Source organism: Billgrantia campisalis (assembly GCF_022341425.1).
Taxonomy (GTDB): Bacteria; Pseudomonadota; Gammaproteobacteria; order Pseudomonadales; family Halomonadaceae; genus Halomonas; species Halomonas campisalis.
On record NZ_JABFUC010000016.1, the window covers coordinates 20645 to 44297 of the forward strand.

Below are 23653 nucleotides of genomic sequence, written 5' to 3' on the forward strand. Positions count from 1 at the left end.
CCGATGAATCTGAATCTTGCTGCAGGCGCGGGTACCGTCGAAGTGTCCGACGCCACCTTTGGCAAAGAATTCAACGAGGCGCTGGTTCACCAGGTCGTCACCGCCTACCTGGCCGGTGCTCGTCAGGGCACCCGCGCCCAGAAGAACCGTTCCGACGTGCGCGGCGGCGGCAAGAAGCCGTGGCGCCAGAAGGGCACCGGTCGCGCTCGCGCCGGTACCATCCGCTCGCCCCTGTGGCGCAGCGGTGGCGTGACCTTCGCGGCTCGCCCGCAGGATCACTCCCAGAAGGTCAACCGCAAGATGTACCGCGCAGCCATGCGCGCCATCCTGTCGGAGCTGGTGCGTCAGGAGCGCCTGGTGGCCATCGACGAGATCACCGTCGATGCGCCCAAGACCAAGCAGCTGGTGGCGAAGCTCGAGGAGCTGGGCCTGGAGAAGGCGCTGATCGTCACCGAGGAGGTCGACGAGAAGCTCTACCTGGCCGCCCGCAACATCCCCAACGTGGATGTGGTGGACGTGGCCGCCGCCGACCCGGTGAGCCTGATCGCCTTCGACAAGGTGCTGGTCACCGTCTCCGCCCTGCGTAAATTCGAGGAGAAGCTGGCATGAACCAGGAGCGCGTATTCAAGGTTCTGCTTGGTCCGCACGTGACCGAGAAGGCCGCTTTCGCCGCCGAGCGCAACCAGTATGTGTTCAAGGTGGCCAGCGACGCGACCAAGCCCGAGATCAAGCAGGCCGTGCAGGCGCTGTTCGGTAAGAAGGTCGATCGCGTCCAGGTGCTGAACATGAAGGGCAAGACCAAGCGCACCGCGCAGGGTCTGGGCCGCCGCCAGGGCTACCGCAAGGCCTACGTGACCCTGGCCGCTGGTGAGACGCTCGAAGACTTCACTGGCGCCGAATAAGGGCAGGAGTACGGATCATGGCAATCGTCAAGACTAAACCCACATCCGCCGGTCGTCGCCACCTGGTCAAGGTCGTCAGCGAAGATCTGCATAAGGGTAAGCCCTACGCGCCCCTGCTCGAGAAGCAGTCGCGCTCCGGCGGACGTAACAACAACGGTCGCATCACCACCCGCCACGTGGGCGGTGGTCACCGTCAGCACTACCGGGTCATCGACTTCAAGCGCACCAAGGATGGCGTTCCCGCCGTCGTCGAGCGCCTGGAGTACGATCCCAACCGCAGCGCCCATATCGCGCTGCTCAAGTACCTGGACGGCGAGCGTCGCTATGTCATCGCGCCCAAGGGCGTGAAGGCCGGTGACCGCCTCGAGTCCGGCGTCAACGCAGCGATCAAGAAGGGCAACACCCTGCCGCTGCGTAACATCCCGCTGGGTTCCACCGTGCACTGCATCGAACTGAAGCCCGGCAAGGGCGCCCAGATCGCCCGCAGCGCCGGCACCAGCGCCCAGCTGGTCGCCCGTGAAGGCAACTACGCCACCCTGCGTCTGCGCTCCGGCGAGATGCGCAAGGTGCTGGCCGAATGCCGCGCGACCCTGGGGGAAGTGAGCAACTCCGAGCACAGCCTGCGTCAGCTTGGCAAGGCCGGTGCGAAGCGCTGGAGAGGCGTGCGTCCGACCGTTCGCGGCGTGGCCATGAACCCGGTGGATCACCCGCACGGCGGCGGCGAAGGCCGCACCAGCGGTGGTCGTCACCCGGTTTCCCCGTGGGGCGTTCCCACCAAGGGCCACAAGACGCGCAAGAACAAGCGCACCGACAAGCTCATCATCCGTCGCCGCAAGGCCCGGGGCTGAGACCATACGCCAAGACATTAAGAGGTAACGGCTGTGCCACGTTCACTGAAGAAAGGTCCTTTCATTGACCTTCATCTGCTGAAGAAGGTTGAGGCTGCAGTGGAGAAGGGCGATCGCAAACCGATCAAGACCTGGTCGCGTCGCTCGATGATCCTGCCCAACATGGTCGGGCTCACCATTGCAGTCCATAACGGTCGCCAACACGTCCCGGTGCACGTCTCCGAGGAAATGGTTGGCCACAAGCTGGGCGAATTCGCTGCCACCCGCACCTATCGCGGTCATGCGGCGGACAAGAAAGCCAAACGGTAAGCCAGAGAGGATTGAGAGATGGAAGTCACAGCTAAGCTGCGTGGCGCTCGTTTATCCGCCCAGAAGGCCCGTTTGGTGGCTGACCAGGTGCGCGGTAAGCCGGTCGCCGAGGCGCTCGACCTGCTGACCTTCTCGCCGAAGAAGGCTGCCAAGCTGGTCAAGAAGGTGCTGCAGTCCGCCATCGCGAACGCGGAAGAAAACAACGGCATGGATATCGACGAGCTGCGTGTCTCGACCATCTGCGTCGATGAGGGCATGACGCTCAAGCGTATCAAGCCGCGCGCCAAGGGCCGTGCGGATCGTATCTTGAAGCGCACCTGCCACATCACCGTCAAGGTAGCCGAGAAGTAGGAGTCGACCAGATGGGTCAGAAAGTACATCCGACAGGTATTCGGCTGGGTATCGTCAAGGATCACGCTTCGGTGTGGTATGCCGAGCGCGGTGCCTATGCCGACAAGCTGAACAACGATCTTGAGGTGCGTCGCTTCCTGGAAGAGCGTCTGAAGAACGCCTCCGTGAGCCGCATCCACATCGAGCGTCCGGCCAACAACGCCCGCATTACCATTCACACTGCCCGTCCGGGCATCGTGATCGGCAAGAAGGGCGAGGACGTCGATCGCCTGCGTCGCGACATCACCGCCATGATGGGCGTGCCCGTGCACGTCAACATCGAGGAAGTTCGCAAGCCGGAACTCGACGCCAAGCTCGTCGCGCAGAACATCGCCGGCCAGCTCGAGCGCCGCGTGATGTTCCGTCGCGCCATGAAGCGTTCCGTGCAGAACGCCATGCGCCTGGGCGCCGGCGGTATCAAGGTGATGCTCTCCGGCCGTCTCGGCGGTGCGGAAATCGCCCGTACCGAATGGTACCGGGAAGGTCGCGTGCCGCTGCACACCCTGCGTGCGGACATCGACTACGCCACCTACGAAGCCAAGACCACCTACGGCATCATCGGAGTCAAGGTCTGGGTCTTCAAGGGTGAAATCCTCGGGGGCATCGAAGAGGTCCGCGCCAAGGCGAAACAGCAGCCTGCCGCGCCCTCCAAGAAGAAAGGTTCCAGATAAGGGGAGAGCGAGTCGATGTTACAACCCAAGCGCATGAAATTCCGCAAGATGCAGAAAGGCCGCAACCGTGGCCTGGCACATCGCGGAAGCAAGATCAGCTTCGGGGAATACGGCCTGAAGGCTACCGGTCGCGGCCGCATCACGGCGCGTCAGATCGAAGCCGGCCGTCGTGCGATCACCCGTCACGTCAAGCGTGGCGGCAAGATCTGGATCCGCGTCTTCCCCGACAAGCCGATTTCCAAGAAGCCGCTCGAAGTTCGTATGGGCAAGGGCAAGGGCTCCGTCGAGTACTGGGTCGCACAGATCCAGCCGGGCCGGGTCCTGTATGAAATCGAAGGTGTCTCCGAAGAGCTGGCCCGCGAGGCCTTCTCCCTGGCGGCACAGAAGATGCCCGTATCCACCACCTTTGTGAAACGGACGGTGATGTGATGAACGCCCAGGAAATTCGTGAAAAGTCAGTCGAAGAGCTCAATGAGCAGCTCTTCGAACTCCTCCGCGAGCAGTTCAACCTGCGCATGCAGAAGGCCACCGGCCAGCTGAGCCAGACACACCTGCTCAAGCAGGTTCGTCGGGACATCGCCCGGGTGAAGACTGTGCTCAACGAGAAGGCAGGTGACTGAGATGGCCGAAGAGAAGAAATCCCGTACGCTCACCGGCAAGGTGGTGAGCGACAAGATGGAAAAGTCCATCGTCGTGATGATCGAGCGCCGTGAGCGTCACCCGATCTACGGCAAGTACGTCAAGCGCTCCACCAAGCTGCACGCCCATGACGAGGCGAACCAGGCTAAGGTCGGCGATACGGTCTCCATCCAGGAGTGCCGTCCGCTGTCCAGAAAGAAGGCTTGGGCGCTGGTCGAGGTGATCGAGCAGGCCAAGGGCTGAGCTCGGCGAGAGCAGTCAGATTAGGTTTGGAGAAAACCGATGATTCAGACTCAGACAATGCTGGATGTCGCCGACAACAGCGGAGCGCGCCGGGTGCAGTGCATCAAGGTGCTTGGCGGTTCACACCGCCGCTACGCTCGCGTGGGTGACATCATCAAGGTCACGGTGAAGGAAGCCATTCCGCGTGGCAAGGTCAAGAAAGGCCAGGTCCTCAAGGCGGTAGTGGTTCGCACCCGCAGCGGTGTCCGTCGTTCCGACGGCTCGCTGATCCGCTTCGACGGAAATGCGGCGGTTCTGTTGAACAACACCAACGAACAGCCGATCGGTACCCGTATCTTCGGGCCGGTGACCCGTGAGCTTCGTAACGAGAAGTTCATGAAGATCATTTCCCTGGCGCCGGAAGTGCTGTAAGGAGCGAGGCGGATATGCAAAAGATCAAACGTGACGATGAAGTGATCGTCATCGCCGGCAAGGATAAGGGCAAGCGGGGCACCGTCAAGCGCGTCCTCAAGGACGAACGCTTCGTCGTGTCCGGTGTGAACATGATCAAGCGTCACACCAAGCCCAACCCCATGGCGGGCAAGCAGGGCGGTATCGTCGAGCGCGAGGCTCCGATTCACGCGTCCAACGTGGCGATCTTCAACTCGGAGACCGGTAAGGCGGATCGCGTCGGCTTCCAGGTTAAGGAAGACGGTACCAAGGTACGCATCTACAAGTCGACGCAGACGCGGATCGACGCCTAACGCGAGTCGGGTAGCAAAATGGCGAACTTGAAAGAACGTTATCAGAACGAGGTGGTGGCTCAGCTCAAAGAGCAGTTCAGCTACGCCAACGTGATGCAGGTGCCGCGGATCACCAAGGTGACCCTCAACATGGGCATCGGTGACGCGACCAGCGACAAGAAGCTGATCGAGAATGCTATCGGCGACCTGGAGAAGCTCTCCGGTCAGAAGCCGGTGGTGACCAAGGCGCGCAAGTCCATCGCGGGCTTCAAGGTGCGCGAAGGTTGGCCGATCGGCATCAAGGTGACCCTGCGCTCCGAGCGCATGTGGCAGTTCCTTGATCGCCTGGTCAACATCGCGATTCCCCGCGTGCGTGACTTCCGTGGTCTCAACCCGAAGTCCTTCGACGGTCGCGGCAACTACTCCATGGGGGTGCGTGAGCAGATCATCTTCCCGGAGATCGAGTATGATAAGATCGATCGGATTCGTGGTCTGGATGTCACTATCACCACCACCGCCAACACCGATGAGGAAGGTCGTGCGCTGCTGAGCGCGCTGAACTTCCCGTTCAAGAAATAAGGGTGGGATCATGGCAAAGAAAAGCATGGTAGAGCGTGAGCTGAAGCGCACCAAGCTGGTCGCGAAATATGCGGCCAAGCGTGCCCAGCTCAAGGCGATCATCCAGGACGTGAACGCTTCCGACGAAGAGCGCTTCGACGCAACGCTGAAGCTGCAGCAGCTGCCGCGCGACTCGAGCCCGGTACGCCAGCGTAACCGCTGCCGCGTGACCGGCCGTCCGCACGGCTTCTACAACAAGTTCGGCCTCGGTCGTAACAAGCTGCGTGAAGCCGCCATGCGTGGCGAGGTCCCTGGGCTCAAGAAGTCCAGCTGGTAAGCCGCCACGTAGAATCATCAGGAGCGCAACGTAAATGAGCATGCAAGACACTCTGGCGGATATGTTCACCCGTATCCGCAATGCGCAGATGGCCACCAAGGAGACGGTCACCATGCCGTCTTCCAAGCTGAAGGTCGAGGTGGCCCGCGTATTGAAGGACGAGGGCTTCATCACCGAGTTCGCGGTTGACGAAGGCGCCAAGCCCGAACTGACCGTGACCCTCAAGTACTTCGAGGGCAAGCCGGTCATCGAGCACCTGCAGCGGGTTTCCAAGCCGTCCCTGCGTCAGTACAAGGGCAAGGATTCGCTGCCCAAGGTGGCCGACGGTCTGGGTATCGCGATCGTCACCACCTCCAAGGGCGTGATGACCGACCGTGCCGCTCGCCAGGCCGGCGTCGGTGGCGAAGTCATCTGCACCGTATTCTAGGAGTTTGGAATGTCCCGCGTAGCCAAATATCCGGTTAAACTGCCCGCTGGCGTCGAGGTCAAACTCGACGGTGACCAGCTGACCGTCAAGGGCGGCCAAGGCACGCTGACCATGACCGTCCATCCGGACGTGGTCATCGCTCAGGAAGAGGGTCAGCTGACCTTCAACCCGAGCGAGTCAGCCAAGTCCTGGGCCATGGCCGGCACCACTCGTGCTCTGGTCCAGAACCTGGTCACCGGCGTCTCCGAGGGCTTTACCAAGACCCTCGAAATCAACGGCGTCGGCTATCGTGCCCAGGCTAAAGGCCAGACGCTCAACCTGACACTGGGCTTCTCGCACCCGGTCGACTACCAGCTTCCTGAAGGTGTCTCGGTGGAAACCCCGAAGAACACCGTGATCGTGCTCAAGAGCGCGGACAAGCAGCAGCTGGGTCAGGTCGCCGCGGAAATCCGCGCCTTCCGTCCGCCCGAGCCCTACAAGGGCAAGGGGATTCGGTACGCCGACGAGCAGGTGCGTCGCAAAGAAGCCAAGAAGAAGTAAGGCAGGGTTATGAACGCGAAGAAAGAATCTCGTCTCCGTCGTGCCCGCCGCGCTCGCGCCAAGATCCGCGAGCTGGGCGTGTATCGCCTGTGCGTCAACCGTACCCCCCGCCACATCTATGCGCAGATCATCTCGCCGGATGGTGGCCAGGTCCTCGCCAGCGCTTCGACGCTGGACAAGGTCCTGCGCGAGGGTGCGACCGGCAACTCAGACGCCGCCGCCAAGGTGGGTGCGCTGATCGCCGAACGCGCCAAGCAGGCTGGCATCACCCAGGTGGCCTTCGATCGCGCCGGCTTCAAGTATCACGGTCGCGTCAAGGCCCTGGCCGACGCCGCTCGTGAAGGCGGCCTGGAATTCTAAAGGGTTTTACGATGGCGAAGAACGAACAGAACACCGGCGACCTGCAGGAAAAGCTCGTACAGGTCAACCGTGTCGCCAAGGTGGTCAAGGGGGGTCGTATTTTCGGCTTCACCGCACTGACCGTCGTGGGCGACGGCAATGGTCGTGTCGGCTTCGGCCGCGGCAAGGCGCGTGAAGTGCCGGTCGCGATCCAGAAGGCCATGGACCAGGCGCGCCGCAACATGGTCAAGGTTACCCTCAAGGGGCACACCCTGCAGTACCCGGTCAAGGCCCGTCACGGCGCCTCCAAGGTGTACATGCAGCCGGCCTCCGAGGGTACCGGGATCATCGCTGGCGGCGCCATGCGCTCGGTCCTCGAGCTGGCCGGCGTCCATGACGTCCTGGCCAAGTGCTACGGCTCCACCAATCCGGTGAACGTGGTGCGGGCGACCGTCAAGGGCCTCGCTTCCATGCAGTCGCCGGACGACATCGCCGCCAAGCGCGGTCTGTCCGTCGAAGCGATCACGGGGTAAATACCATGGCAGCAACACTCAAGGTTACCCAGACCCGTAGCACCATCGGCACGTTGCCCAAGCACAAGGCCACCATGAAGGGCCTGGGGCTGCGCCGCATCGGTCATACGGTCGAACTGGAAGACACCCCTGCCGTGCGCGGCATGATCCACAAGGTCAACTACCTTGTGCGCGTTGAGGGAGAGTAATCCATGAAACTCAATAGCCTGAGCCCGGCACCGGGCTCCAAGCACGCCGAGAAGCGCGTCGGCCGCGGCATCGGCTCCGGTCTGGGCAAGACCGGCGGCCGTGGCCATAAGGGTCAGAAGTCGCGCAGCGGCGGCAGCGTCAAGCCCGGCTTCGAGGGCGGCCAGATGCCGCTGCAGCGGCGTCTGCCGAAGTTCGGCTTCACCTCCATGAAGTCGCTGGTCTCCGAAGAGGTGCGCCTGGCCGAGCTGGCCAAGGTGGCCGGTGACGAGGTCACCCTCGAGAGCCTCAAGCAGGCCAACGTGCTCAAGGATGCCACGCTGCACGCGAAGATCATCCTGTCCGGCGAACTCAACAAGGCGGTCACGGTCCGCGGCATCAAGGTCACCAAGGGTGCCCGCGCCGCGATCGAAGCCGCCGGCGGCAAGGTAGAGGACTAAATGGCCAAGTCAGGAAATGTGCCGGCGATGGGCAGCGGTCTGAGTGAACTGTGGGCGCGCCTGCGCTTCGTGCTCCTCGCCATCGTGGTGTACCGGATCGGTGCCCACATCCCCGTTCCCGGTATGAATCCTGACCAGCTTGCTGCCTTGTTCAGGGAGCAGCAGGGTACCATCCTGGGCATGTTCAACATGTTCTCGGGTGGCGCCCTGGAGCGCATGAGTATCATGGCGCTGGGCATCATGCCTTACATCTCCGCGTCGATCATCATGCAGCTGCTGACCGCGGTCTCGCCTCATCTCGAGCAGCTCAAGAAGGAAGGCGAGGCCGGCCGCCGCAAGATCAGTCAGTACACCCGCTACGGCACCGTGCTGCTGGCCTTCATTCAGGCCACCGGCATGTCGGTGGGTCTGGCCAGCCAGGGCATCGCCTACACGGCCGACTTCAGCTTCTATTTCACCGCCATCGTCACCTTCGTGTCGGGCGCGGTGTTCCTGATGTGGCTGGGTGAGCAGATCACCGAGAAGGGTATCGGCAACGGTATCTCGCTGCTGATCTTCGCCGGTATCGTCGCCGGCCTGCCGGGTGCGGTGGGTCAGGCGTTCGAGCTGGCCCGCAACGAAGGTGCCTGGAATGTGCTGCCGCTGCTGGCTCTCTCCGTGCTGGGCGTGGCGACCGTGGCCTTCGTGGTGTTCATCGAACGCGGCCAGCGCCGCATCACGGTGAACTATCCGCGGCGCCAGGTCGGCAACAAGATGTATGCCGGGCAGAGCAGCTATCTGCCGCTGAAGGTGAACATGGCGGGCGTGATTCCGCCGATCTTCGCCTCCAGTATCCTGCTGTTCCCCGCTTCCCTCGGCCAGTGGGTCGGTGCGGGCGACGGCATGGAGTGGCTGCAGCGTGCGTCCCAGGCCCTGGGGCCGGGACAGCCGCTCTACATCTTGCTTTTCGGCGCGGCGGTGATATTCTTCTGCTTCTTTTACACAGCGCTGGTCTTCAATCCCAAGGATGTCGCTGACAACCTCAAGAAGTCAGGGGCCTTCCTGCCGGGTATTCGTCCTGGCGAGCAGACCGCTCGCTATGTCGACAAGGTCATGACCCGTCTGACCCTGTGCGGCGCCCTGTACATCACTGCGGTTTCCCTGATGCCCCAGTTCCTGATCGTGGCCTGGAACGTGCCGTTCTTCTTCGGCGGTACCGCGCTACTGATCATTGTGGTGGTGATCATGGACTTCATGGCCCAGGTGCAGTCGCATCTCATGTCGCATCAGTACGACTCGGTGATGAAGAAGTCCAACCTGAAAGGCTACGGCAGCGGCGGCATCATGCGCTAAGGCGCGCCGTACGTGAATTGGAGAAGGAACGATGAAAGTTCGAGCTTCCGTCAAGAAGATGTGCCGCAACTGCAAGATCATTCGACGCAATGGCGCCGTGCGCGTTATCTGCATCGAGCCGCGGCACAAGCAGCGCCAGGGTTGATCCCAGCGCTGAATGAAACCGGTGCCGGCATGCCCCTTGCCCTTGGCTGGGTAAAGGGGTATGCTGTTGCGCCTTTTGTAGTGACCAATCGAGCAAGCCGCTCAAATTTCGGAGTAAGCTGATGGCCCGTATTGCAGGCGTCAATATCCCGGACAACAAGCATGCGGCGATCTCGCTGACCTATATCTTCGGGATTGGCCGCACGCGTGCGCAGGAAATCTGTGCCGCGACCGGCATCGCGCCGACCACCAAGATCCATGAGCTTTCCAGCGAAGAGCTGGATGCCCTGCGTTCTGAGGTCGGCAAGTACACCGTGGAAGGTGACCTTCGTCGTGATGTGACGCTGAACATCAAGCGTCTCATGGACCTGGGTTGCTATCGTGGTCTGCGTCATCGTCGTAGTCTCCCGCTGCGTGGTCAGCGGACCAAGACTAACGCGCGCACCCGTAAGGGCCCGCGCAAGCCGATCCGCAAGTAACACGCACGTTCTGGCGTAAAGACAGGAATAGACATCAACATGGCTAACCCGCGTAGCAACCGTAAAAAGGTTAAAAAGCAGGTAGTGGACGCCGTTGCGCATATCCACGCCTCTTTTAACAACACGATCGTGACGATCACAGACCGCCAGGGCAACGCTCTCTCCTGGGCGACAGCCGGTGGTTCGGGTTTTCGTGGTTCTCGCAAGAGCACCCCGTTCGCTGCTCAAGTGGCAAGCGAACGTGCAGCGACCGCTGCAGCCGAGTATGGTGTGAAAAACGTCGACGTGCTGGTCAAGGGCCCCGGTCCTGGCCGTGAATCCGCCGTGCGCGCGCTGAGCGCTGCCGGCTTCCGCGTGCAGAGCATCACCGACGCGACGCCCATTCCCCACAATGGCTGCCGTCCGCCGAAGAAACGCCGCGTTTAAGGAGACAGATTCATGGCTCGTTATATTGGACCGAAGTGCAAACTGTCTCGTCGCGAGGGGACCGACCTCTTCCTGAAGAGCGGTGTCACTCCCTTCGAGAAGAAGTGCAAATCCGAGCAGATCCCGGGTGTGCACGGCCAGCGCCGTCAGCGTCTTTCCGACTACGGCTTGCAGCTTCGTGAGAAGCAGAAAGTACGTCGCATGTACGGCGTGCTCGAGAAGCAGTTCCGCAGCTACTACAAGGAAGCCGCGCGTCGTTCCGGCGCCACCGGCGAAGTCCTGCTGCAGCTGCTGGAATCCCGACTGGACAACGTCGTCTACCGCATGGGCTATGGCTCAACGCGCTCCGAGGCGCGTCAGCTGGTCAGCCACAAGGCCATCGCGGTCAACGGCAAGACCGTCAACGTGGCCTCCTACCAGGTGAAGCCCGGTGACGTGGTGTCCGTGCGCGAGAAGGCCAAGAACCAGGCGCGCATCCAGAGCGCCCTGTCCATCGCCGCCAACCGCGGCGACGTGGCCTGGATCGAAGTGGACGCGAAGAAGATGGAAGGCACCTTCAAGGCTATCCCGGAACGCGGCGACCTGTCTGCCGACATCAACGAAAACCTGATCGTCGAGCTGTACTCGAAGTAAGCGTCGCTGATCGCGTCGTGCCGGCCCTGCGGGGCCGGCGTCGAGTACCGAGTAACCGTTTGGCAGCCTCAAAGGTGTAGTATATGCAGCGTTCAGTGACAGAGTTTCTCCGTCCGCGCGACATCAAGGTCGAAGAGATCAGCGCACATCACGCGAAGATCGTGCTCGAGCCCTTCGAGCGTGGCTTTGGCCACACGCTGGGCAATGCGCTGCGCCGCATCCTGCTCTCGTCCATGCCCGGCTGTGCCGTGGTGGAAGTCGAGATCGCCGGAGTCGAGCACGAGTACAGCGCGATCGAGGGCGTTCAGGAAGATGTCATCGAGATCCTCCTGAACCTCAAGGACGTGGCCATCCGCATGCACAGTCGCGACGAGGCGGTGCTCTCGCTGAACAAGCAGGGCCCGGCCGTGGTGACCGCGGGGGACATCGTTCTCGATCACGACGTCGAGATCGTCAATCCGGAACACGTGATCGCCCACGTCAACGAGGGCGCTGAGCTCAAGATTCAGCTCAAGATCGCGCGTGGCCGTGGCTACGAGCCCGCCGACGCTCGCGTCGGGGCGGACGACGAGTCGCGCGCCATCGGTCGCCTGCAGCTGGATGCGACCTTCAGCCCCGTGCGGCGGGTCTCCTACGCCGTCGATGCGGCGCGTGTCGAGCAGCGTACCGACCTCGACAAGCTGATCATCGACCTGGAGACCGACGGCACCCTGGATCCGGAAGAGGCCATCCGTCGCAGCGCCACCATCCTGCAGGAGCAGCTGGCAGCGTTCGTCGACCTGGAAGCCGACAAGGAACAGGAGGTCGAGGAGGAGGAGGATCATATTGATCCGATCCTGCTGCGTCCCGTAGACGATCTCGAGTTGACCGTTCGCAGTGCCAACTGCCTGAAAGCCGAAAACATCTACTACATCGGTGACCTGATCCAGCGCACCGAGGTGGAGCTGCTGAAAACGCCGAACCTCGGCAAGAAGTCCCTGAACGAGATCAAGGACGTGTTGGCAGCACGCGGTCTTTCTCTGGGCATGCGGCTGGAAAACTGGCCCCCGGCAAGCCTGAAGGACGAAAAGAGCTCCGCCTAAGCGTCGACTCGAGTCCCAGTTTGGTAAGGAATCACAACCATGCGTCATCGTAAGAGTGGTCGTCACCTGAATCGTACCAGCTCGCATCGCCAGGCCATGTTCAAGAACATGAGCGTGTCGCTGATCGAGCACGAAGTGATCAAGACAACCCTGCCCAAGGCCAAGGAGCTGCGTCGCGTCATCGAGCCGCTGATCACCCTGGCCAAGCAGGACAGCGTCGCCAACCGGCGTCTGGCCTTCAGCCGCACCCGCTCCAAGGAAGCGGTCGGCAAGCTCTTCAACGAGCTGGGTCCGCGTTACGTCGAGCGTCCGGGCGGCTACGTCCGGATCCTCAAGTGCGGCTTCCGCACCGGCGACAACGCGCCCATGGCCTATGTCGAGCTCGTCGATCGCCCGATCGTCGAGGTCGAGGAAGACGCCGTCGAGGAGTGATCCCCGACCGGCCTTCCGGCTACGGCAAGCGCTGAAAGAAAAACCGGCTCCCGCAAGGGGCCGGTTTTTTTCATCTTTAACCCCGTAAACCGCTGCTCCGGTGGGTCTTGATCCGCGGCTTGCCCGGCGACAGGCCTGTTCGGGGGCGCTGTAAACCCATCCCTGGGCGCTACCGACGCCATCCCTGGCGTAGGACCCCCTCCAGGACCTGTCCCCGGCGCCGCTCACCTTGAGGCAGATCAGCTGGCGGTTTCTGGCACTGCCTGGCTGTGCTTGGCCCGCTCCAACAGTGGCTTGAGGAAGCGCCCGGTATGGGAGACGTCCATCTTCGCCACCTGCTCCGGGGTGCCCTCGGCGATGATCCGCCCACCCCCGGAGCCGCCCTCGGGGCCGAGGTCGACGATCCAGTCGGCGGTCTTGATCACGTCCAGGTTGTGCTCGATCACCACGATGGTGTTGCCGTGGTCGCGCAGGCGGTGCAGCACGGTGAGCAGCTGGCGGATGTCCTCGAAGTGCAGCCCGGTGGTGGGCTCGTCGAGGATGTAGAGGGTCTTGCCGGTGTCGCGCTTGGCCAGCTCCCGGGCCAGCTTGACGCGCTGGGCCTCGCCGCCTGAGAGGGTGGTGGCGCTCTGGCCCAGGTGGATGTAGGAGAGGCCCACGTCCATCAGCGTCTGCAGGCGCCGGGCGATGGCCGGCACCGGGCTGAAGAAGGCCAGCGCCTCCTCCACGGTCATCTCCAGCACCTCGTGGATGCTCTTGCCCTTGTAGGCGATCTCCAGGGTCTCGCGGTTGTAGCGCTTGCCCTTGCAGACATCGCAGGGCACGTAGATATCGGGCAGGAAGTGCATCTCCACCTTGATCATGCCCTCGCCCTGGCACGCCTCGCAGCGTCCGCCCTTGACATTGAAGCTGAATCGCCCCGGCTTGTAGCCCCGCGAGCGGGCCTCCTGGGTGCCGGCGAACAGCTCGCGAATGGGCGTGAAGATGCCGGTATAGGTGGCCGGGTTGGAGCGCGGGGTGCGGCCGATGGGGCTCTGGTCGATGTCGATGACCTTGTCGAGCTGCTCGAGGCCGTCGATCGACTCAAAGGGCGCCGGGGTCAGGGTGGTCGCCTTGTTGAGCTCCCGGGCGGCGATCGGCATCAGCGTCGAGTTGATCAGCGTCGACTTGCCGGAGCCGGAGACGCCGGTCACGCAGATGAACAGGCCCAGCGGCAGGGTCAGGTTGACCCGGTGCAGGTTGTTGCCGGTGGCGCCGGTGAGGCGCAGCTGTTTCTCCGGGTTGCCGGGGATGCGCCACGGCGGCACCTCGATGCGCCGCTTGCCGGAGAGGTACAGACCGGTCAGGGAGTCGTGGCTGGCCATCACCGCCTCGGGGGTGCCCTGGGCGACGATACGCCCGCCGTGGACGCCGGCGCCGGGGCCGATATCGAGCACATGGTCGGCGGCGCGAATGGCCTCCTCGTCGTGCTCCACCACGATCACGGTGTTGCCCAGGTCGCGCAGGTGGATCAGGGTCTTGAGCAGGCGGTCGTTGTCGCGCTGGTGCAGGCCGATGGAGGGCTCGTCGAGGATGTACATGACTCCCACCAGGCCGGCGCCGATCTGGCTCGCCAGACGGATGCGCTGGGCCTCGCCGCCGGAGAGGGTGTCGGCGCTGCGCTCCAGGTTGAGGTAGTCGAGCCCCACGTTGACCAGGAACTCCAGGCGGGCGTGGATCTCGTTGATAATCTTGACGGCGATCTCGCCCTTGCGTCCCGGCAGGGTCAGCCGCCGGAAATAGTCCCAGGCCTCGCCGATCGGCAGTCGGACGACCTGGGGCAGGGTGCGGTCGTCGATAAAGACGTGGCGCGACTCGAGACGCAGCCGCGAGCCGTGGCAGCTGGGGCAGGGGCGCTCGGCGATATAGCGGGCCAGCTCCTCGCGCACCATGCTCGATTCGGTCTCGCGGTAGCGACGCTGCATGTTGGGCAGCACGCCCTCGAAGGGATGCTCACGGGTCACCTTGCGGCCGCGGTCGTTGACGTAGTGGAAGGCGATGTCGTCGGAGCCGCTGCCGTGGAGGATGATCTCGCGCTCGTGGCGGGCGAGCTCCTGCCAGGGGGTCTCCAGCTCGAAGCGGTAGTGCTCGGCCACCGCCTGCAGCTGGCTGAAGTAGTAGACGCTGCGCCGGTCCCAGCCCTTGATCACCCCCTCGGCGAGCGACAGCTCCGGGTGGCTGATCAGCTTCTCCGGGTCGAACACCTGCTGCACGCCTAGGCCGTCGCAGCTCCCGCAGGCACCCGCCGGGTTGTTGAAGGAGAACATGCGCGGCTCGAGCTCGGCGATGGCGTAGCCGCACACCGGGCAGGCGAAGCGCGAGGAGAAGGGAATATCCTCCGCCTCGCCGTCCATGAAGTGGATCACCGCGGTGCCGTCGGCGAGGTGGAGCGCGGTCTCGAAGGACTCCGCCAGACGCTGCGCAAGCCCCTCGCGAACCTTGATACGATCCACCACCACGCTGATGTCGTGCTTCTTGTTCTTGTCCAGCGGGGCGATGTCATCGAGCTCGAGCACCTGGCCGTCGATCAGGGCGCGAACGAAGCCCTGGGCGCGCAGCTCGGCGAGCAGCTGCAGGTGTTCGCCCTTGCGCCCCTTGACCACCGGGGCGAGCAGCATCAGCTTGCTGCCCTCGGGCAGCGCCAGTACCTGGTCGACCATCTGCGAAACGGTGCTCGCCTCCAGCGGCTCGTCGTGCTCCGGGCAGCGCGGCGTACCGGCCCGGGCGAACAGCAGGCGCAGGTAGTCGTAGATCTCGGTGATGGTGCCCACGGTGGAGCGTGGGTTGTGGGAGGTGGACTTCTGCTCGATGGAGATCGCCGGCGACAGCCCCTCGATATGGTCGACGTCGGGCTTCTCCATCATCGACAGGAACTGGCGGGCGTAGGTGGAGAGCGACTCGACGTAGCGCCGCTGCCCTTCGGCGTAGAGGGTGTCGAAGGCCAGCGACGACTTGCCCGACCCGGATAGCCCGGTGACCACGATCAGGGCATCGCGGGGCAGCTCGACATCGATCTGCTTGAGGTTGTGAGTGCGGGCACCCCTGACCAGAATCCTGTCCATTCCCACCTCGTGGCGCGCGGCAAAACCACCATTATACGGGCGGGGTCCGTCGGGCGGCAAAGCGCCTTGGGGACGAACGTTTCCTGTGTCGGCCGGAACGGCTAGAATGGGCCCTCACCCAGGGCGAGGTCGCCCGCCTATCCATCGGATTCATCCACCTTATGCGCAAGGTCTCTGGACTCCTGCTTGCCTCTGAACGGCGCGCCATCACTGGCCTGGCCAGTCTCTATGCTACGCGCATGCTGGGCCTGTTCATGGTGCTGCCGGTGCTGGCGCTCTATGCCGACGACCTGGCCGGCGCCACGCCCCTGCTGATAGGGCTGGCTCTGGGCGTCTATGGTCTCACCCAGGCGATCCTGCAGATTCCCTTCGGCCTGCTCTCCGACCGCTTTGGGCGCAAGCCGATCATCGCCGGCGGGCTCTTGCTGTTTCTGATCGGCAGCGTGGTCGCCGCCCAGGCCGACAGCATCGGCGGGGTGATCCTCGGCCGCTGCCTGCAGGGCAGTGGAGCGGTGGCCGCCGCGATCATGGCGCTGCTCGCCGACCAGACCCGCGAGCAGGTGCGCACCGCGGCCATGGCCACCATCGGGCTCTCCATCGGCGTGGCCTTTGCCGTGGCCATGGTGCTCGGCCCCTGGCTGGCGGCGTTGTTCGGTCTCTCCTCGGTGTTCTGGTTCACGGCACTGCTCGCCGCGCTGGGGCTCGTGGTGCTGTGGAAGCTGGTGCCGCCGGCGCCGCGTCGCCTGCGGCATCGCGACGTGGGTATCGACCGCCGCCAGTTGGCCGGCATCCTCACCCGCGCCGACCTGTGGCGGCTCGACCTGTCGATCTTCGCCCTACACCTGGTGCTGATGGCGATCTTCGTCGCCGTGCCCTTCCGGCTGGTCGAGGCCGGCATCGCCGCCGAGCATCACGGCCTGGCCTACCTGGGCATCATGGCGCTGGCCTTCGCCTGCATGGTGCCGCTGGTGATCGTGGCCGAGAAGCGCCAGCGCATGCGCGGCATGTGTCTGCTGGCGATCGGCGGCATCGCCGTCAGCCTGGCGGGTCTGGCGGGGGTCGGCGGCGGCTGGCTGCTGTTCGCCTGGCTGCTGCTGTTCTTTACGGCCTTCAACCTGCTCGAGGCGACGCTGCCGTCGATGCTCAGCAAGCTGGCCCCGGCCGGGGCCAAGGGCACCGCCATGGGGGTCTACTCCACCAGCCAGTTCCTGGGGGCTTTCCTGGGCGGCCTGCTGGGCGGCCTGCTCGCCCAGCAGTGGGGGCTGCCGGCGGTATTCATCGGCTGCGCCCTGCTGGCCGCGCTGTGGTGGCTGGTGATGCTCGGCATGCCGGCTCCGCCGCATCTCTCCAGCGAGGTGGTGGCGCTGGACGACGACCACCCCGAAGGCGCCATGGAGACGCTGATGGCGAGCTTCGCCGAGGTGGCCGGCGTCGAGGACGTGCTGGTCGTTCCCGAAGAGCGGCTGGCCTATCTTAAGGTGGACCGGCGGCGTCTCGATGAAGATGCCCTGGATCGCCTGATCCGTTCCAACCGCCATCGTGGCGGCTAGCCCTGACCCGGGCGCGGGTGCCCGCGGGCGCTCCTAGGGTACCCATATCACGAGCAGAACCAACGAATAGGGAGTTCCATCATGGCCCGAGGCGTCAACAAGGTCATTCTCATCGGCAACCTGGGGCAGGATCCCGAGGTTCGCTTCAGCCCTTCGGGTACTGCCGTCGCCAATCTCAACCTGGCGACCACCGACACCTGGACCGACCGCCAGAGCGGCCAGCGCCAGGAGCGCACCGAGTGGCATCGCCTGGTGCTGTTCAACAAGCTGGCGGAGATTGCCCAGCAGTACCTCAAGAAGGGCAGCAAGATCTATGTCGAGGGCCGGCTGCAGACCCGCAAGTGGCAGGGCCAGGACGGCCAGGACCGCTACACCACCGAGATCGTGGTCAACGACATGCAGATGCTTGACTCCCGCGGCGGCGGCGGTGATTTCCAGGGCGGCGGGGCGCCTCGCCAGGGCGGCTACCAGGGCGGCGGCTACGGCGGTCAGCCCCAGCAGCAGGGCGGCTATGGCACGGCGCCGCCGCCCCAGGGCGGCAACGTCGCCGGCGGCCAGCCCGCGCCGCGCCCGGCTCCCCAGCCGGCCCCGATGCCTCAGCAGGGTGGCCAGCAGCAGGGCAGCCCGCAGCAGGGTGGCCAGCAGCAGGGCAACTATGGCGCCCCCGATCCGGGCAGCTTCGACGATTTCGACGACGAGATCCCGTTCTGAAACGCGTGTTCAGCCTGTCGGAGGGTCTGGCGTGAAGCTGTTGATACTGGATGCCGGGCACTGCCTGAACCTGGCCCTGGCCCGGGTGGCGCATCGGCGCAGCGATACCGAGCTGGTGATCGAGGCCGGCCTGGAGATCGATGCCGAGCGGCTACGCGAGCTGGCGCCGGACGCGGTGATCATTCCGCCGCTGTCCGGCCCCATGGATATCGAGCCGGCGGCGGTGGTGGCCCATGGCCATGGCGTCGACGCCTGCCTGGCGGCCTGCCGGGAAACCGATACGCCGCTGGTGTGGTGCGTTTCCGACCAGCTCTATCAGGATGGCTTCGACACGCCCATCGACGAGCACGTGATTCCCGCACCGCGCGACGAAAGCCTGCGGCGGCTGATCGCTATCGGCGACCGCATTCGCAGCGGCCACCCTCGCCACCTGATTGTGCGACTGGGGCCGCTGTTCGCCCTTGAGGGCGGGCACGCCTGGCTCAGTGACGTCATCGACTGCCTGATCGCCGGCGATAACGTGCGGGCCGCCCAGGATGTGATCTTCTGCCCCACGTCGGCGGACGCCGTGGCCATGGCGCTGGTGGGCATGCTGCACCAGCTGGCCTGCGGCTCGAGCGCCTGGGGGGCCTACCACCTGGCCGGCACCGAGCCGGTCAGCGCCTACACCTTTACTTCCCTGGTGCGCACCCAGCTCGCCACGCGGCTCGAGGGCCTGGGGAAGCCGGCGACCCTGGGCGAAGTCAAGGCACTCAAGCACCACCATGACCAGCCGCTGCGCCGCGTGCTCAATTGCCGCCGGGTGCTGGAGGCCTTCGGGGTGCACCAGAAACCCTGGCGGCTGGAGGTGGGGCGCATGCTCGACGAGTGGTGCCAGGCGCGTCGTCCGCCGCTGGCGGAGGGTGACGCTCGCTCATGAACGTGATTCGCAGCCTGCTCTTCTATCTGGGCTATTTCCTGGCCATCCTGGTCTGCGGCGGGCTCTTCCTGCCGGTGGCGCCGCTGCTGCCGCTGCCGGCTCGCTACCGCCTGCTTAATCTCTATAACCATTTCGTGACGGCCTGGTTTCGCTGGACCTGCGGCGTTCGCTACCACATCCGGGGGCGGGAGCACCTGCCCGAAGGGCCCTGCGTGATACTCGCCAACCACCAGTGCGAATGGGAGACCCTCTACCTGCAGATCCTCAAGCCGCCGGTGTGCACGGTGCTCAAGCAGGAGCTGCTGCGCATCCCGCTGTTCGGCTGGGGGCTGCGGCTGCTGCACCCCATCGCCCTGGACCGCTCGAAGCCGGCGCGGGCCATGCGTCAGGTACTGGCCCAGGGCGTGGCGCGCCTGCAGGAGGGGCTCTCGGTGCTGATCTTCCCCGAGGGAACGCGGGTGGCGCCGGGGCAGCGGCGGCGCTACAACAAGAGCGGCGCGGTGATCGCCTGCCGGGCCGGGGTGCCGGTGCTGCCGGTGGCCCACAACGCCGGCGAGCGCTGGCCGGGGCGCCACTGGGTCAAGAACCCGGGGACCCTGAACGTGGTGGTGGGCGAGCCGATCGCCACCCAGGGGCGCAGCGCCGACGAGGTGCTGGCCGAGGTGGAGGCGTGGATCGAGGCGCGCCTGGCCGAGATCTCCGAGGTGCCGAGGCCCGGGGCGCCTGCGCCTGACCGCCCGCAGAGGGTACGCTCCGCGTAGGCAAGCCACAGGCCAACAAGCCAGGCTGGGAAAGCCGGGTCACGAAAAAAGGCGTCCGCTCAGCGGACGCCTTTTTTCAGGGGGCGACAAAAACTCAGTCGCGGTAGCGCTGGAGCACCAGGCAGGCGTTGGTGCCGCCGAAGCCGAAGCTGTTGGAGAGCACCCGCTCGATGGCTACGCCGTCGCGACGCTGGGTCACGATATCGAAGCCGCTGGCCTGGTCGTCGAGCTCCTCGACGTTGGCCGAGGCGGCGATGAAGTCGTTCTCCATCATCAGCAGCGAGTAGATCGCCTCCTGCACCCCGGTGGCGCCCAGGGAGTGGCCGGTGAGCGACTTGGTGGAGCTCATGGCCGGGGTGGTGTCGCCGAAGACCTCGCGAATGGCGGTGAGCTCGGCCACGTCGCCCACCGGGGTGGAGGTGCCGTGGGTGTTGATGTAGTCGATCTTGCCGTCGATGCCGGCCAGGGCCTGGCGCATGCAGCGCACCGCCCCCTCGCCCGAGGGTGCGACCATGTCGTGCCCGTCGGACGTGGCGCCGTAGCCGACCACCTCGGCGTAGATCTTCGCGCCGCGCGCCCTGGCGTGCTCCAGCTCCTCGAGCACCAGCATGCCGCCGCCGCCGGCGATGACGAAGCCGTCGCGGGCCTTGTCATAGGGGCGCGACGCCTTCTCCGGAATCTCGTTGTAGTGGGTGGAGAGGGCGCCCATGGCGTCGAACAAACAGGAGAGGGTCCAGTGTTCCTCCTCGCCGCCGCCGGCGAAGACCACGTCCTGCTTGCCCATCTGGATCTGCTCCATGGCGCTGCCGATGCAGTGGGCGGAGGTGGCGCAGGCCGAGGAGATCGAGTAGTTGACCCCCTTGATCTTGAACGGCGTGGCCAGGCAGGCGGAGACGGTGCTGCCCATGGTGCGGGTGACCCGGTAGGGGCCGACCCGGCGCAGGCCCTTCTCGCGCATGACGTCGGCGGCCTCCACCTGGTTGGCGCTGGAGGCGCCGCCGGAGCCGGCGATCAGACCGGTGCGCTCATTGGAGACCATCTCCGGGGTCAGGCCCGCGTCCTCGATGGCCTGGGCCATGGAGACATAGGCGTAGGCCGCGGCGTCGCCCATGAAGCGGCGCAGCTTGCGGTCGACCAGCTCGTCGAGGTCGATGTCCACGACGCCGGCTACCTGGCTTCTGAAGCCGCGCTCGGCGTACTCATCCTTGAAGCGAATGCCCGAGCGCCCCGCCTTGAGGGCCTCGGTGACCGCGTCGCGGTCATTACCCAGGCAGGACACGATGCCCAGTCCAGTGACTACCACTCGTCGCATGGGAGCCTCCTGATCAGAAGTTCGCGGTAGAAGTGAACAGGCCGACGCGCAGATCGGTGGCCTGGTAGATGTCGCGACCGTCGACGGACACGGTGCCGTCGGCAATGCCGAGGATCAGGCGCCGGGTGATGATGCGCTTGATGTCGATCTTGTAGGTGACCTTCTTGGCGTCGGGCAGGATCTGGCCGGTGAACTTGACCTCACCGCAGCCCAGTGCACGACCACGGCCGGGATGGCCGAGCCAGCCCAGGTAGAAGCCCACCAGCTGCCACATGGCGTCCAGCCCCAGGCAGCCGGGCATCACCGGGTCGCCGGGGAAGTGGCAGTCGAAGAACCAGAGGTCGGGGGTGATATCCAGCTCGGCGATCAGCTCGCCTTTGCCGTGATCCCCGCCGTCTTCATAGATTCGCGTGATGCGATCGAGCATCAGCATGTTGGGGGCCGGCAGCTGGGCATTGCCGGGGCCGAACAGTTCACCGCGGCTGCATGCCAGCAGTTCTTCGCGTTCGAAGGAGTGTTGCTTGGTCACTGGGTCGTTCCGAGTCGCAGTTTTTGTGGGCCTCCCGCGGGCATGGCGGGCGCGTCGTCATCATGGCGGCGCCCCTAGCCCGGGCGGCCCCGCCTAGTCTACTGGCCGCGGCCGACGAATGCACGCCGGGCATGACGCGCCGCCCCCGAGAGATTAAAGTGTAGTGCCAGCGGGTCGATAGTCTCTCAACAGGCGGCTAGTCGACGCCACTCCTCTTTCTTGCGCCCGTCACCGCGGAACCTGACATGCTGTCTGCTTCGACCCTCAACCGTCCCCTGACCTGGGCCGCCCTGGCCGCCCTGCCGGCCTGCATCTGGCTGCCCGGCCCGGGGCTGCGGCTGGTGGCAGTGGGCGTCGTCGCCTTGGGGCTCGCCGATACCTGGCGCCAGCTGCGGCGCGACCGACAGCATGCCGACCTGATGCAGCAGGCGCTGATGCTCTCCGAAGAGGGGGTGCAGATCACCGACGCCAAGCATCGCATCCTGGCGGTCAACCCGGCCTTCACCCGCATCACCGGGTTTACCGAGGAGGAGGTGCGCGGCCTCAATGCCAGCAACCTGGTGGCCGCCCGGCATGACGCGGCCTTCTTCAAGCGCTACTGGCAGGCCCTGGAGAGCAAGGGGCGCTGGGAAGGCGAGATCTGGAGCCGGCGCAAGCAGGGCGACGAATACCCCGAGTGGCTGCGCATCAAGGCGATCACCGACGCCCACGGCCGCACCCGCCACTATGTCGGCACCTTCACCGATATCTCGGTCCACAAGGCCCGCGAGCAGGACCTGCGGCGCATCGGCTTCGAGGATCCGCTGACCGGGCTGCCCAACCGGCGTCGGCTGCACGACCTGATGACCTCGCGCCTGCGCCACCTGCGCGCCGGCGAGAGTCTGGATATCGCCATCATCGACATCGATGGCTTCAAGTCGGTCAATGACAGCCTCGGCGTCGAGCAGGGCGACCGCCTGCTGGCCCGCTTCGGCCAGCGGCTGGCGGGGCACTCGGCCGGCGGCGTGGTGGGGCGCCTGGGCGGCGATGAGTTCCTGGTGATCCGCACCACCACCTTCGACGACCACGACAAGTGGGTCGAAGGCCTGCGGGCGCATCTGGGGGAGCCCTTCGAGATCGGCAGCCGCTCGCTGCGCCTGGGGCTGTCCATCGGCAGCTGCCGGGCGCCAGAGGACGGTCGCGAGTCGGGCGTTCTGTTCCAGCGCCTGGAATCGGCGCTCTACTCGGCCAAGCGCCACGGCCGCAACGTCAGCCAGCGCTTTCGCCCCGCCTTGGATGTTCAGGACAGCCCGCACATGGCGCTGGTCTATTCCCTACGCGACGCCCTGGCCAACGGCGATCAGCTGGAACTCCACTACCAGACCCAGCATCGCACCGCGGATGGCACGGTGGTGGGCATGGAGGCGCTGCTGCGCTGGCGTCATCCGGAGCACGGCATGGTCTCACCGGGCGACTTCATTCCCCTTGCCGAACGCCACGGCCTGATGGGCCAGCTGGGTAACTGGGTCATCGACGAGGCGCTGGGACAGATGGCGCGTTGGCGTGAGCTGGGGCTTCCTCAGCTGCCGGTGTGGATCAATATCTCGGCGATCCAGATGTTCCAGGGCGAGCTGGAGTCGGCGCTCTCCTCGGGACTGGCCCGCCACGGCATCCCCGCCGAACAGCTGGGCCTGGAGTTGACCGAGTCGGTGCTGCTCGATGAGCGGGCCGGGGATATCGTGCCGCGGCTCGAAGCCCTGCGCGAGAGTGGCCACCGGATCGCCATCGACGACTTCGGTACCGGCTATTCGTCGCTGAGCTATCTCAAGCGCCTGCCGCTGGACAAGATCAAGCTCGACCGTGCTTTTATCCGCTCGCTGCCCAGCGACACCGCCGATGCCGCCATCGTCGGCGCGGTACTGGCCATGGCCCGGGGCCTGGCCATGGACGTGGTGGCGGAGGGCGTGGAGACCGAGGGGCAACTGAGCTTCCTGCGCGATGCCGGCTGTGCGCTGGTGCAGGGCTTTTTCTACTCGCGGCCGGTCTCGGCCCAGGCACTGGAAGCGCAGTGGCAGCAGGCCGCAGGTGGCGCCCAGCCGTCGCCGGGCGCGCTGCACTCCGAATCGACCCCCTGAGCGCTCCTCATGGCTGGCCGTCCACTCTTTCCACTCGTCATGGT

General features: G+C 65.0%; 34 protein-coding genes. 31 read left to right on the forward strand and 3 right to left on the reverse strand.

What is annotated here, in order from left to right; translation table 11 throughout:
- Positions 1–3 precede the first annotated feature (3 nt).
- The 26 genes from rplD to rplQ all read left to right on the forward strand — a co-directional run bounded on the left by rplD (position 4) and on the right by rplQ (position 12612).
- Positions 4–609, forward strand: a complete 606-nt coding sequence (gene rplD / locus HOP52_RS16825) for a 50S ribosomal protein L4 (RefSeq protein WP_238978567.1) — start codon at positions 4–6, stop codon at positions 607–609.
- A complete protein-coding gene (rplW, locus tag HOP52_RS16830) occupies positions 606–902 on the forward strand; it encodes a 50S ribosomal protein L23 (protein WP_238978568.1) in 297 nt (98 codons plus the stop codon). The genes rplD and rplW overlap by 4 nt, the downstream gene beginning before the upstream one ends.
- A gap of 17 nt (positions 903–919) precedes the next feature.
- Entirely contained in the window at positions 920–1750 is an 831-nt protein-coding gene (gene rplB / locus HOP52_RS16835; RefSeq protein ID WP_238978569.1) for a 50S ribosomal protein L2, read from the forward strand.
- Between the two features lie 33 nt (positions 1751–1783).
- Complete coding sequence (gene rpsS / locus HOP52_RS16840) at positions 1784–2059, forward strand: 30S ribosomal protein S19 (RefSeq protein ID WP_238978570.1); 276 nt, start codon at positions 1784–1786, stop codon at positions 2057–2059.
- Positions 2060–2077: 18 nt separating this feature from the next.
- On the forward strand, positions 2078–2410 hold the full coding sequence (gene rplV / locus HOP52_RS16845) for a 50S ribosomal protein L22 (RefSeq protein ID WP_010626471.1): 333 nt from the start codon (positions 2078–2080) through the stop codon (positions 2408–2410).
- Between the two features lie 11 nt (positions 2411–2421).
- Positions 2422–3120, forward strand: coding sequence for a 30S ribosomal protein S3 (rpsC, locus tag HOP52_RS16850; protein ID WP_238978571.1), 699 nt, complete (start codon positions 2422–2424; stop codon positions 3118–3120).
- A gap of 15 nt (positions 3121–3135) precedes the next feature.
- Positions 3136–3549, forward strand: coding sequence for a 50S ribosomal protein L16 (rplP, locus tag HOP52_RS16855; protein ID WP_111413341.1), 414 nt, complete (start codon positions 3136–3138; stop codon positions 3547–3549).
- Complete coding sequence (gene rpmC / locus HOP52_RS16860) at positions 3549–3740, forward strand: 50S ribosomal protein L29 (RefSeq protein ID WP_238978572.1); 192 nt, start codon at positions 3549–3551, stop codon at positions 3738–3740. Before rplP ends, rpmC begins: the two co-directional genes overlap by 1 nt.
- Position 3741: 1 nt before the next feature.
- Positions 3742–4002, forward strand: a complete 261-nt coding sequence (rpsQ, locus tag HOP52_RS16865; protein WP_238978630.1) for a 30S ribosomal protein S17 — start codon at positions 3742–3744, stop codon at positions 4000–4002.
- Positions 4003–4041: 39 nt separating this feature from the next.
- The gene (gene rplN / locus HOP52_RS16870; RefSeq protein ID WP_238978573.1) at positions 4042–4413 is read left to right on the forward strand and encodes a 50S ribosomal protein L14; all 372 of its coding nucleotides are present in this window, start codon (positions 4042–4044) and stop codon (positions 4411–4413) included.
- A 14-nt stretch (positions 4414–4427) separates the two neighbouring features.
- Positions 4428–4745 (forward strand): 50S ribosomal protein L24, encoded by a 318-nt coding sequence (gene rplX / locus HOP52_RS16875; protein WP_238978574.1) that lies wholly within the window; start codon positions 4428–4430, stop codon positions 4743–4745.
- 18 nt (positions 4746–4763) lie between these two features.
- Positions 4764–5303 carry a 50S ribosomal protein L5 gene (gene rplE / locus HOP52_RS16880; RefSeq protein ID WP_238978575.1) on the forward strand — a complete coding sequence of 180 codons (540 nt, stop codon included), beginning with the start codon at positions 4764–4766 and terminating at the stop codon, positions 5301–5303.
- Positions 5304–5313: 10 nt separating this feature from the next.
- On the forward strand, positions 5314–5619 hold the full coding sequence (gene rpsN, locus HOP52_RS16885) for a 30S ribosomal protein S14 (protein WP_238978576.1): 306 nt from the start codon (positions 5314–5316) through the stop codon (positions 5617–5619).
- A 34-nt stretch (positions 5620–5653) separates the two neighbouring features.
- Positions 5654–6046 (forward strand): 30S ribosomal protein S8, encoded by a 393-nt coding sequence (rpsH, locus tag HOP52_RS16890; protein ID WP_238978577.1) that lies wholly within the window; start codon positions 5654–5656, stop codon positions 6044–6046.
- A 9-nt stretch (positions 6047–6055) separates the two neighbouring features.
- Positions 6056–6586, forward strand: a complete 531-nt coding sequence (gene rplF / locus HOP52_RS16895) for a 50S ribosomal protein L6 (protein ID WP_238978578.1) — start codon at positions 6056–6058, stop codon at positions 6584–6586.
- A 9-nt stretch (positions 6587–6595) separates the two neighbouring features.
- Positions 6596–6946: a 50S ribosomal protein L18 gene (gene rplR, locus HOP52_RS16900; RefSeq protein ID WP_238978579.1), complete on the forward strand. Its 351-nt coding sequence runs from the start codon at positions 6596–6598 to the stop codon at positions 6944–6946.
- Positions 6947–6957: 11 nt separating this feature from the next.
- On the forward strand, positions 6958–7458 hold the full coding sequence (gene rpsE, locus HOP52_RS16905) for a 30S ribosomal protein S5 (protein WP_238978580.1): 501 nt from the start codon (positions 6958–6960) through the stop codon (positions 7456–7458).
- 5 nt (positions 7459–7463) lie between these two features.
- The gene (gene rpmD, locus HOP52_RS16910) at positions 7464–7646 is read left to right on the forward strand and encodes a 50S ribosomal protein L30 (protein WP_066452141.1); all 183 of its coding nucleotides are present in this window, start codon (positions 7464–7466) and stop codon (positions 7644–7646) included.
- 3 nt (positions 7647–7649) lie between these two features.
- Positions 7650–8084 carry a 50S ribosomal protein L15 gene (rplO, locus tag HOP52_RS16915; protein ID WP_238978581.1) on the forward strand — a complete coding sequence of 145 codons (435 nt, stop codon included), beginning with the start codon at positions 7650–7652 and terminating at the stop codon, positions 8082–8084.
- On the forward strand, positions 8085–9416 hold the full coding sequence (secY, locus tag HOP52_RS16920; RefSeq protein WP_238978582.1) for a preprotein translocase subunit SecY: 1332 nt from the start codon (positions 8085–8087) through the stop codon (positions 9414–9416). It begins immediately after the preceding gene.
- A 31-nt stretch (positions 9417–9447) separates the two neighbouring features.
- Positions 9448–9561 carry a 50S ribosomal protein L36 gene (gene rpmJ / locus HOP52_RS16925; RefSeq protein WP_009099023.1) on the forward strand — a complete coding sequence of 38 codons (114 nt, stop codon included), beginning with the start codon at positions 9448–9450 and terminating at the stop codon, positions 9559–9561.
- 121 nt (positions 9562–9682) lie between these two features.
- Positions 9683–10039 carry a 30S ribosomal protein S13 gene (gene rpsM / locus HOP52_RS16930; protein WP_238978583.1) on the forward strand — a complete coding sequence of 119 codons (357 nt, stop codon included), beginning with the start codon at positions 9683–9685 and terminating at the stop codon, positions 10037–10039.
- Between the two features lie 39 nt (positions 10040–10078).
- Complete coding sequence (gene rpsK / locus HOP52_RS16935) at positions 10079–10465, forward strand: 30S ribosomal protein S11 (RefSeq protein WP_010626488.1); 387 nt, start codon at positions 10079–10081, stop codon at positions 10463–10465.
- 12 nt (positions 10466–10477) lie between these two features.
- On the forward strand, positions 10478–11098 hold the full coding sequence (gene rpsD / locus HOP52_RS16940) for a 30S ribosomal protein S4 (RefSeq protein WP_238978584.1): 621 nt from the start codon (positions 10478–10480) through the stop codon (positions 11096–11098).
- A gap of 83 nt (positions 11099–11181) precedes the next feature.
- On the forward strand, positions 11182–12180 hold the full coding sequence (locus HOP52_RS16945) for a DNA-directed RNA polymerase subunit alpha (protein ID WP_238978585.1): 999 nt from the start codon (positions 11182–11184) through the stop codon (positions 12178–12180).
- A gap of 39 nt (positions 12181–12219) precedes the next feature.
- The gene (rplQ, locus tag HOP52_RS16950) at positions 12220–12612 is read left to right on the forward strand and encodes a 50S ribosomal protein L17 (RefSeq protein WP_238978586.1); all 393 of its coding nucleotides are present in this window, start codon (positions 12220–12222) and stop codon (positions 12610–12612) included.
- A 239-nt stretch (positions 12613–12851) separates the two neighbouring features.
- Here rplQ and uvrA read toward each other — a convergent pair whose 3' ends face one another.
- The gene (uvrA, locus tag HOP52_RS16955; protein WP_238978587.1) at positions 12852–15713 is read right to left on the reverse strand and encodes an excinuclease ABC subunit UvrA; all 2862 of its coding nucleotides are present in this window, start codon (positions 15711–15713) and stop codon (positions 12852–12854) included.
- 161 nt (positions 15714–15874) lie between these two features.
- Between uvrA and HOP52_RS16960 the strand changes: the two genes are divergently transcribed.
- The 4 genes from HOP52_RS16960 (at position 15875) to HOP52_RS16975 (ending at position 19654) form a co-directional block, all read left to right on the forward strand.
- Positions 15875–17263, forward strand: coding sequence for an MFS transporter (locus HOP52_RS16960; protein ID WP_238978588.1), 1389 nt, complete (start codon positions 15875–15877; stop codon positions 17261–17263).
- An 81-nt stretch (positions 17264–17344) separates the two neighbouring features.
- On the forward strand, positions 17345–17974 hold the full coding sequence (ssb, locus tag HOP52_RS16965; protein ID WP_275298260.1) for a single-stranded DNA-binding protein: 630 nt from the start codon (positions 17345–17347) through the stop codon (positions 17972–17974).
- A 31-nt stretch (positions 17975–18005) separates the two neighbouring features.
- Positions 18006–18893 carry a sugar nucleotide-binding protein gene (locus HOP52_RS16970; protein ID WP_238978589.1) on the forward strand — a complete coding sequence of 296 codons (888 nt, stop codon included), beginning with the start codon at positions 18006–18008 and terminating at the stop codon, positions 18891–18893.
- Positions 18890–19654, forward strand: coding sequence for a lysophospholipid acyltransferase family protein (locus HOP52_RS16975; protein WP_238978590.1), 765 nt, complete (start codon positions 18890–18892; stop codon positions 19652–19654). Before HOP52_RS16970 ends, HOP52_RS16975 begins: the two co-directional genes overlap by 4 nt.
- Positions 19655–19748: 94 nt before the next feature.
- Here HOP52_RS16975 and fabB read toward each other — a convergent pair whose 3' ends face one another.
- Positions 19749–20966: a beta-ketoacyl-ACP synthase I gene (gene fabB, locus HOP52_RS16980; protein WP_238978591.1), complete on the reverse strand. Its 1218-nt coding sequence runs from the start codon at positions 20964–20966 to the stop codon at positions 19749–19751.
- 13 nt (positions 20967–20979) lie between these two features.
- Entirely contained in the window at positions 20980–21495 is a 516-nt protein-coding gene (gene fabA, locus HOP52_RS16985; RefSeq protein ID WP_238978592.1) for a 3-hydroxyacyl-[acyl-carrier-protein] dehydratase FabA, read from the reverse strand.
- 245 nt (positions 21496–21740) lie between these two features.
- Between fabA and HOP52_RS16990 the strand changes: the two genes are divergently transcribed.
- Complete coding sequence (locus HOP52_RS16990) at positions 21741–23609, forward strand: putative bifunctional diguanylate cyclase/phosphodiesterase (RefSeq protein WP_238978593.1); 1869 nt, start codon at positions 21741–21743, stop codon at positions 23607–23609.
- The last annotated feature ends 44 nt before the right edge of the window (positions 23610–23653 follow it).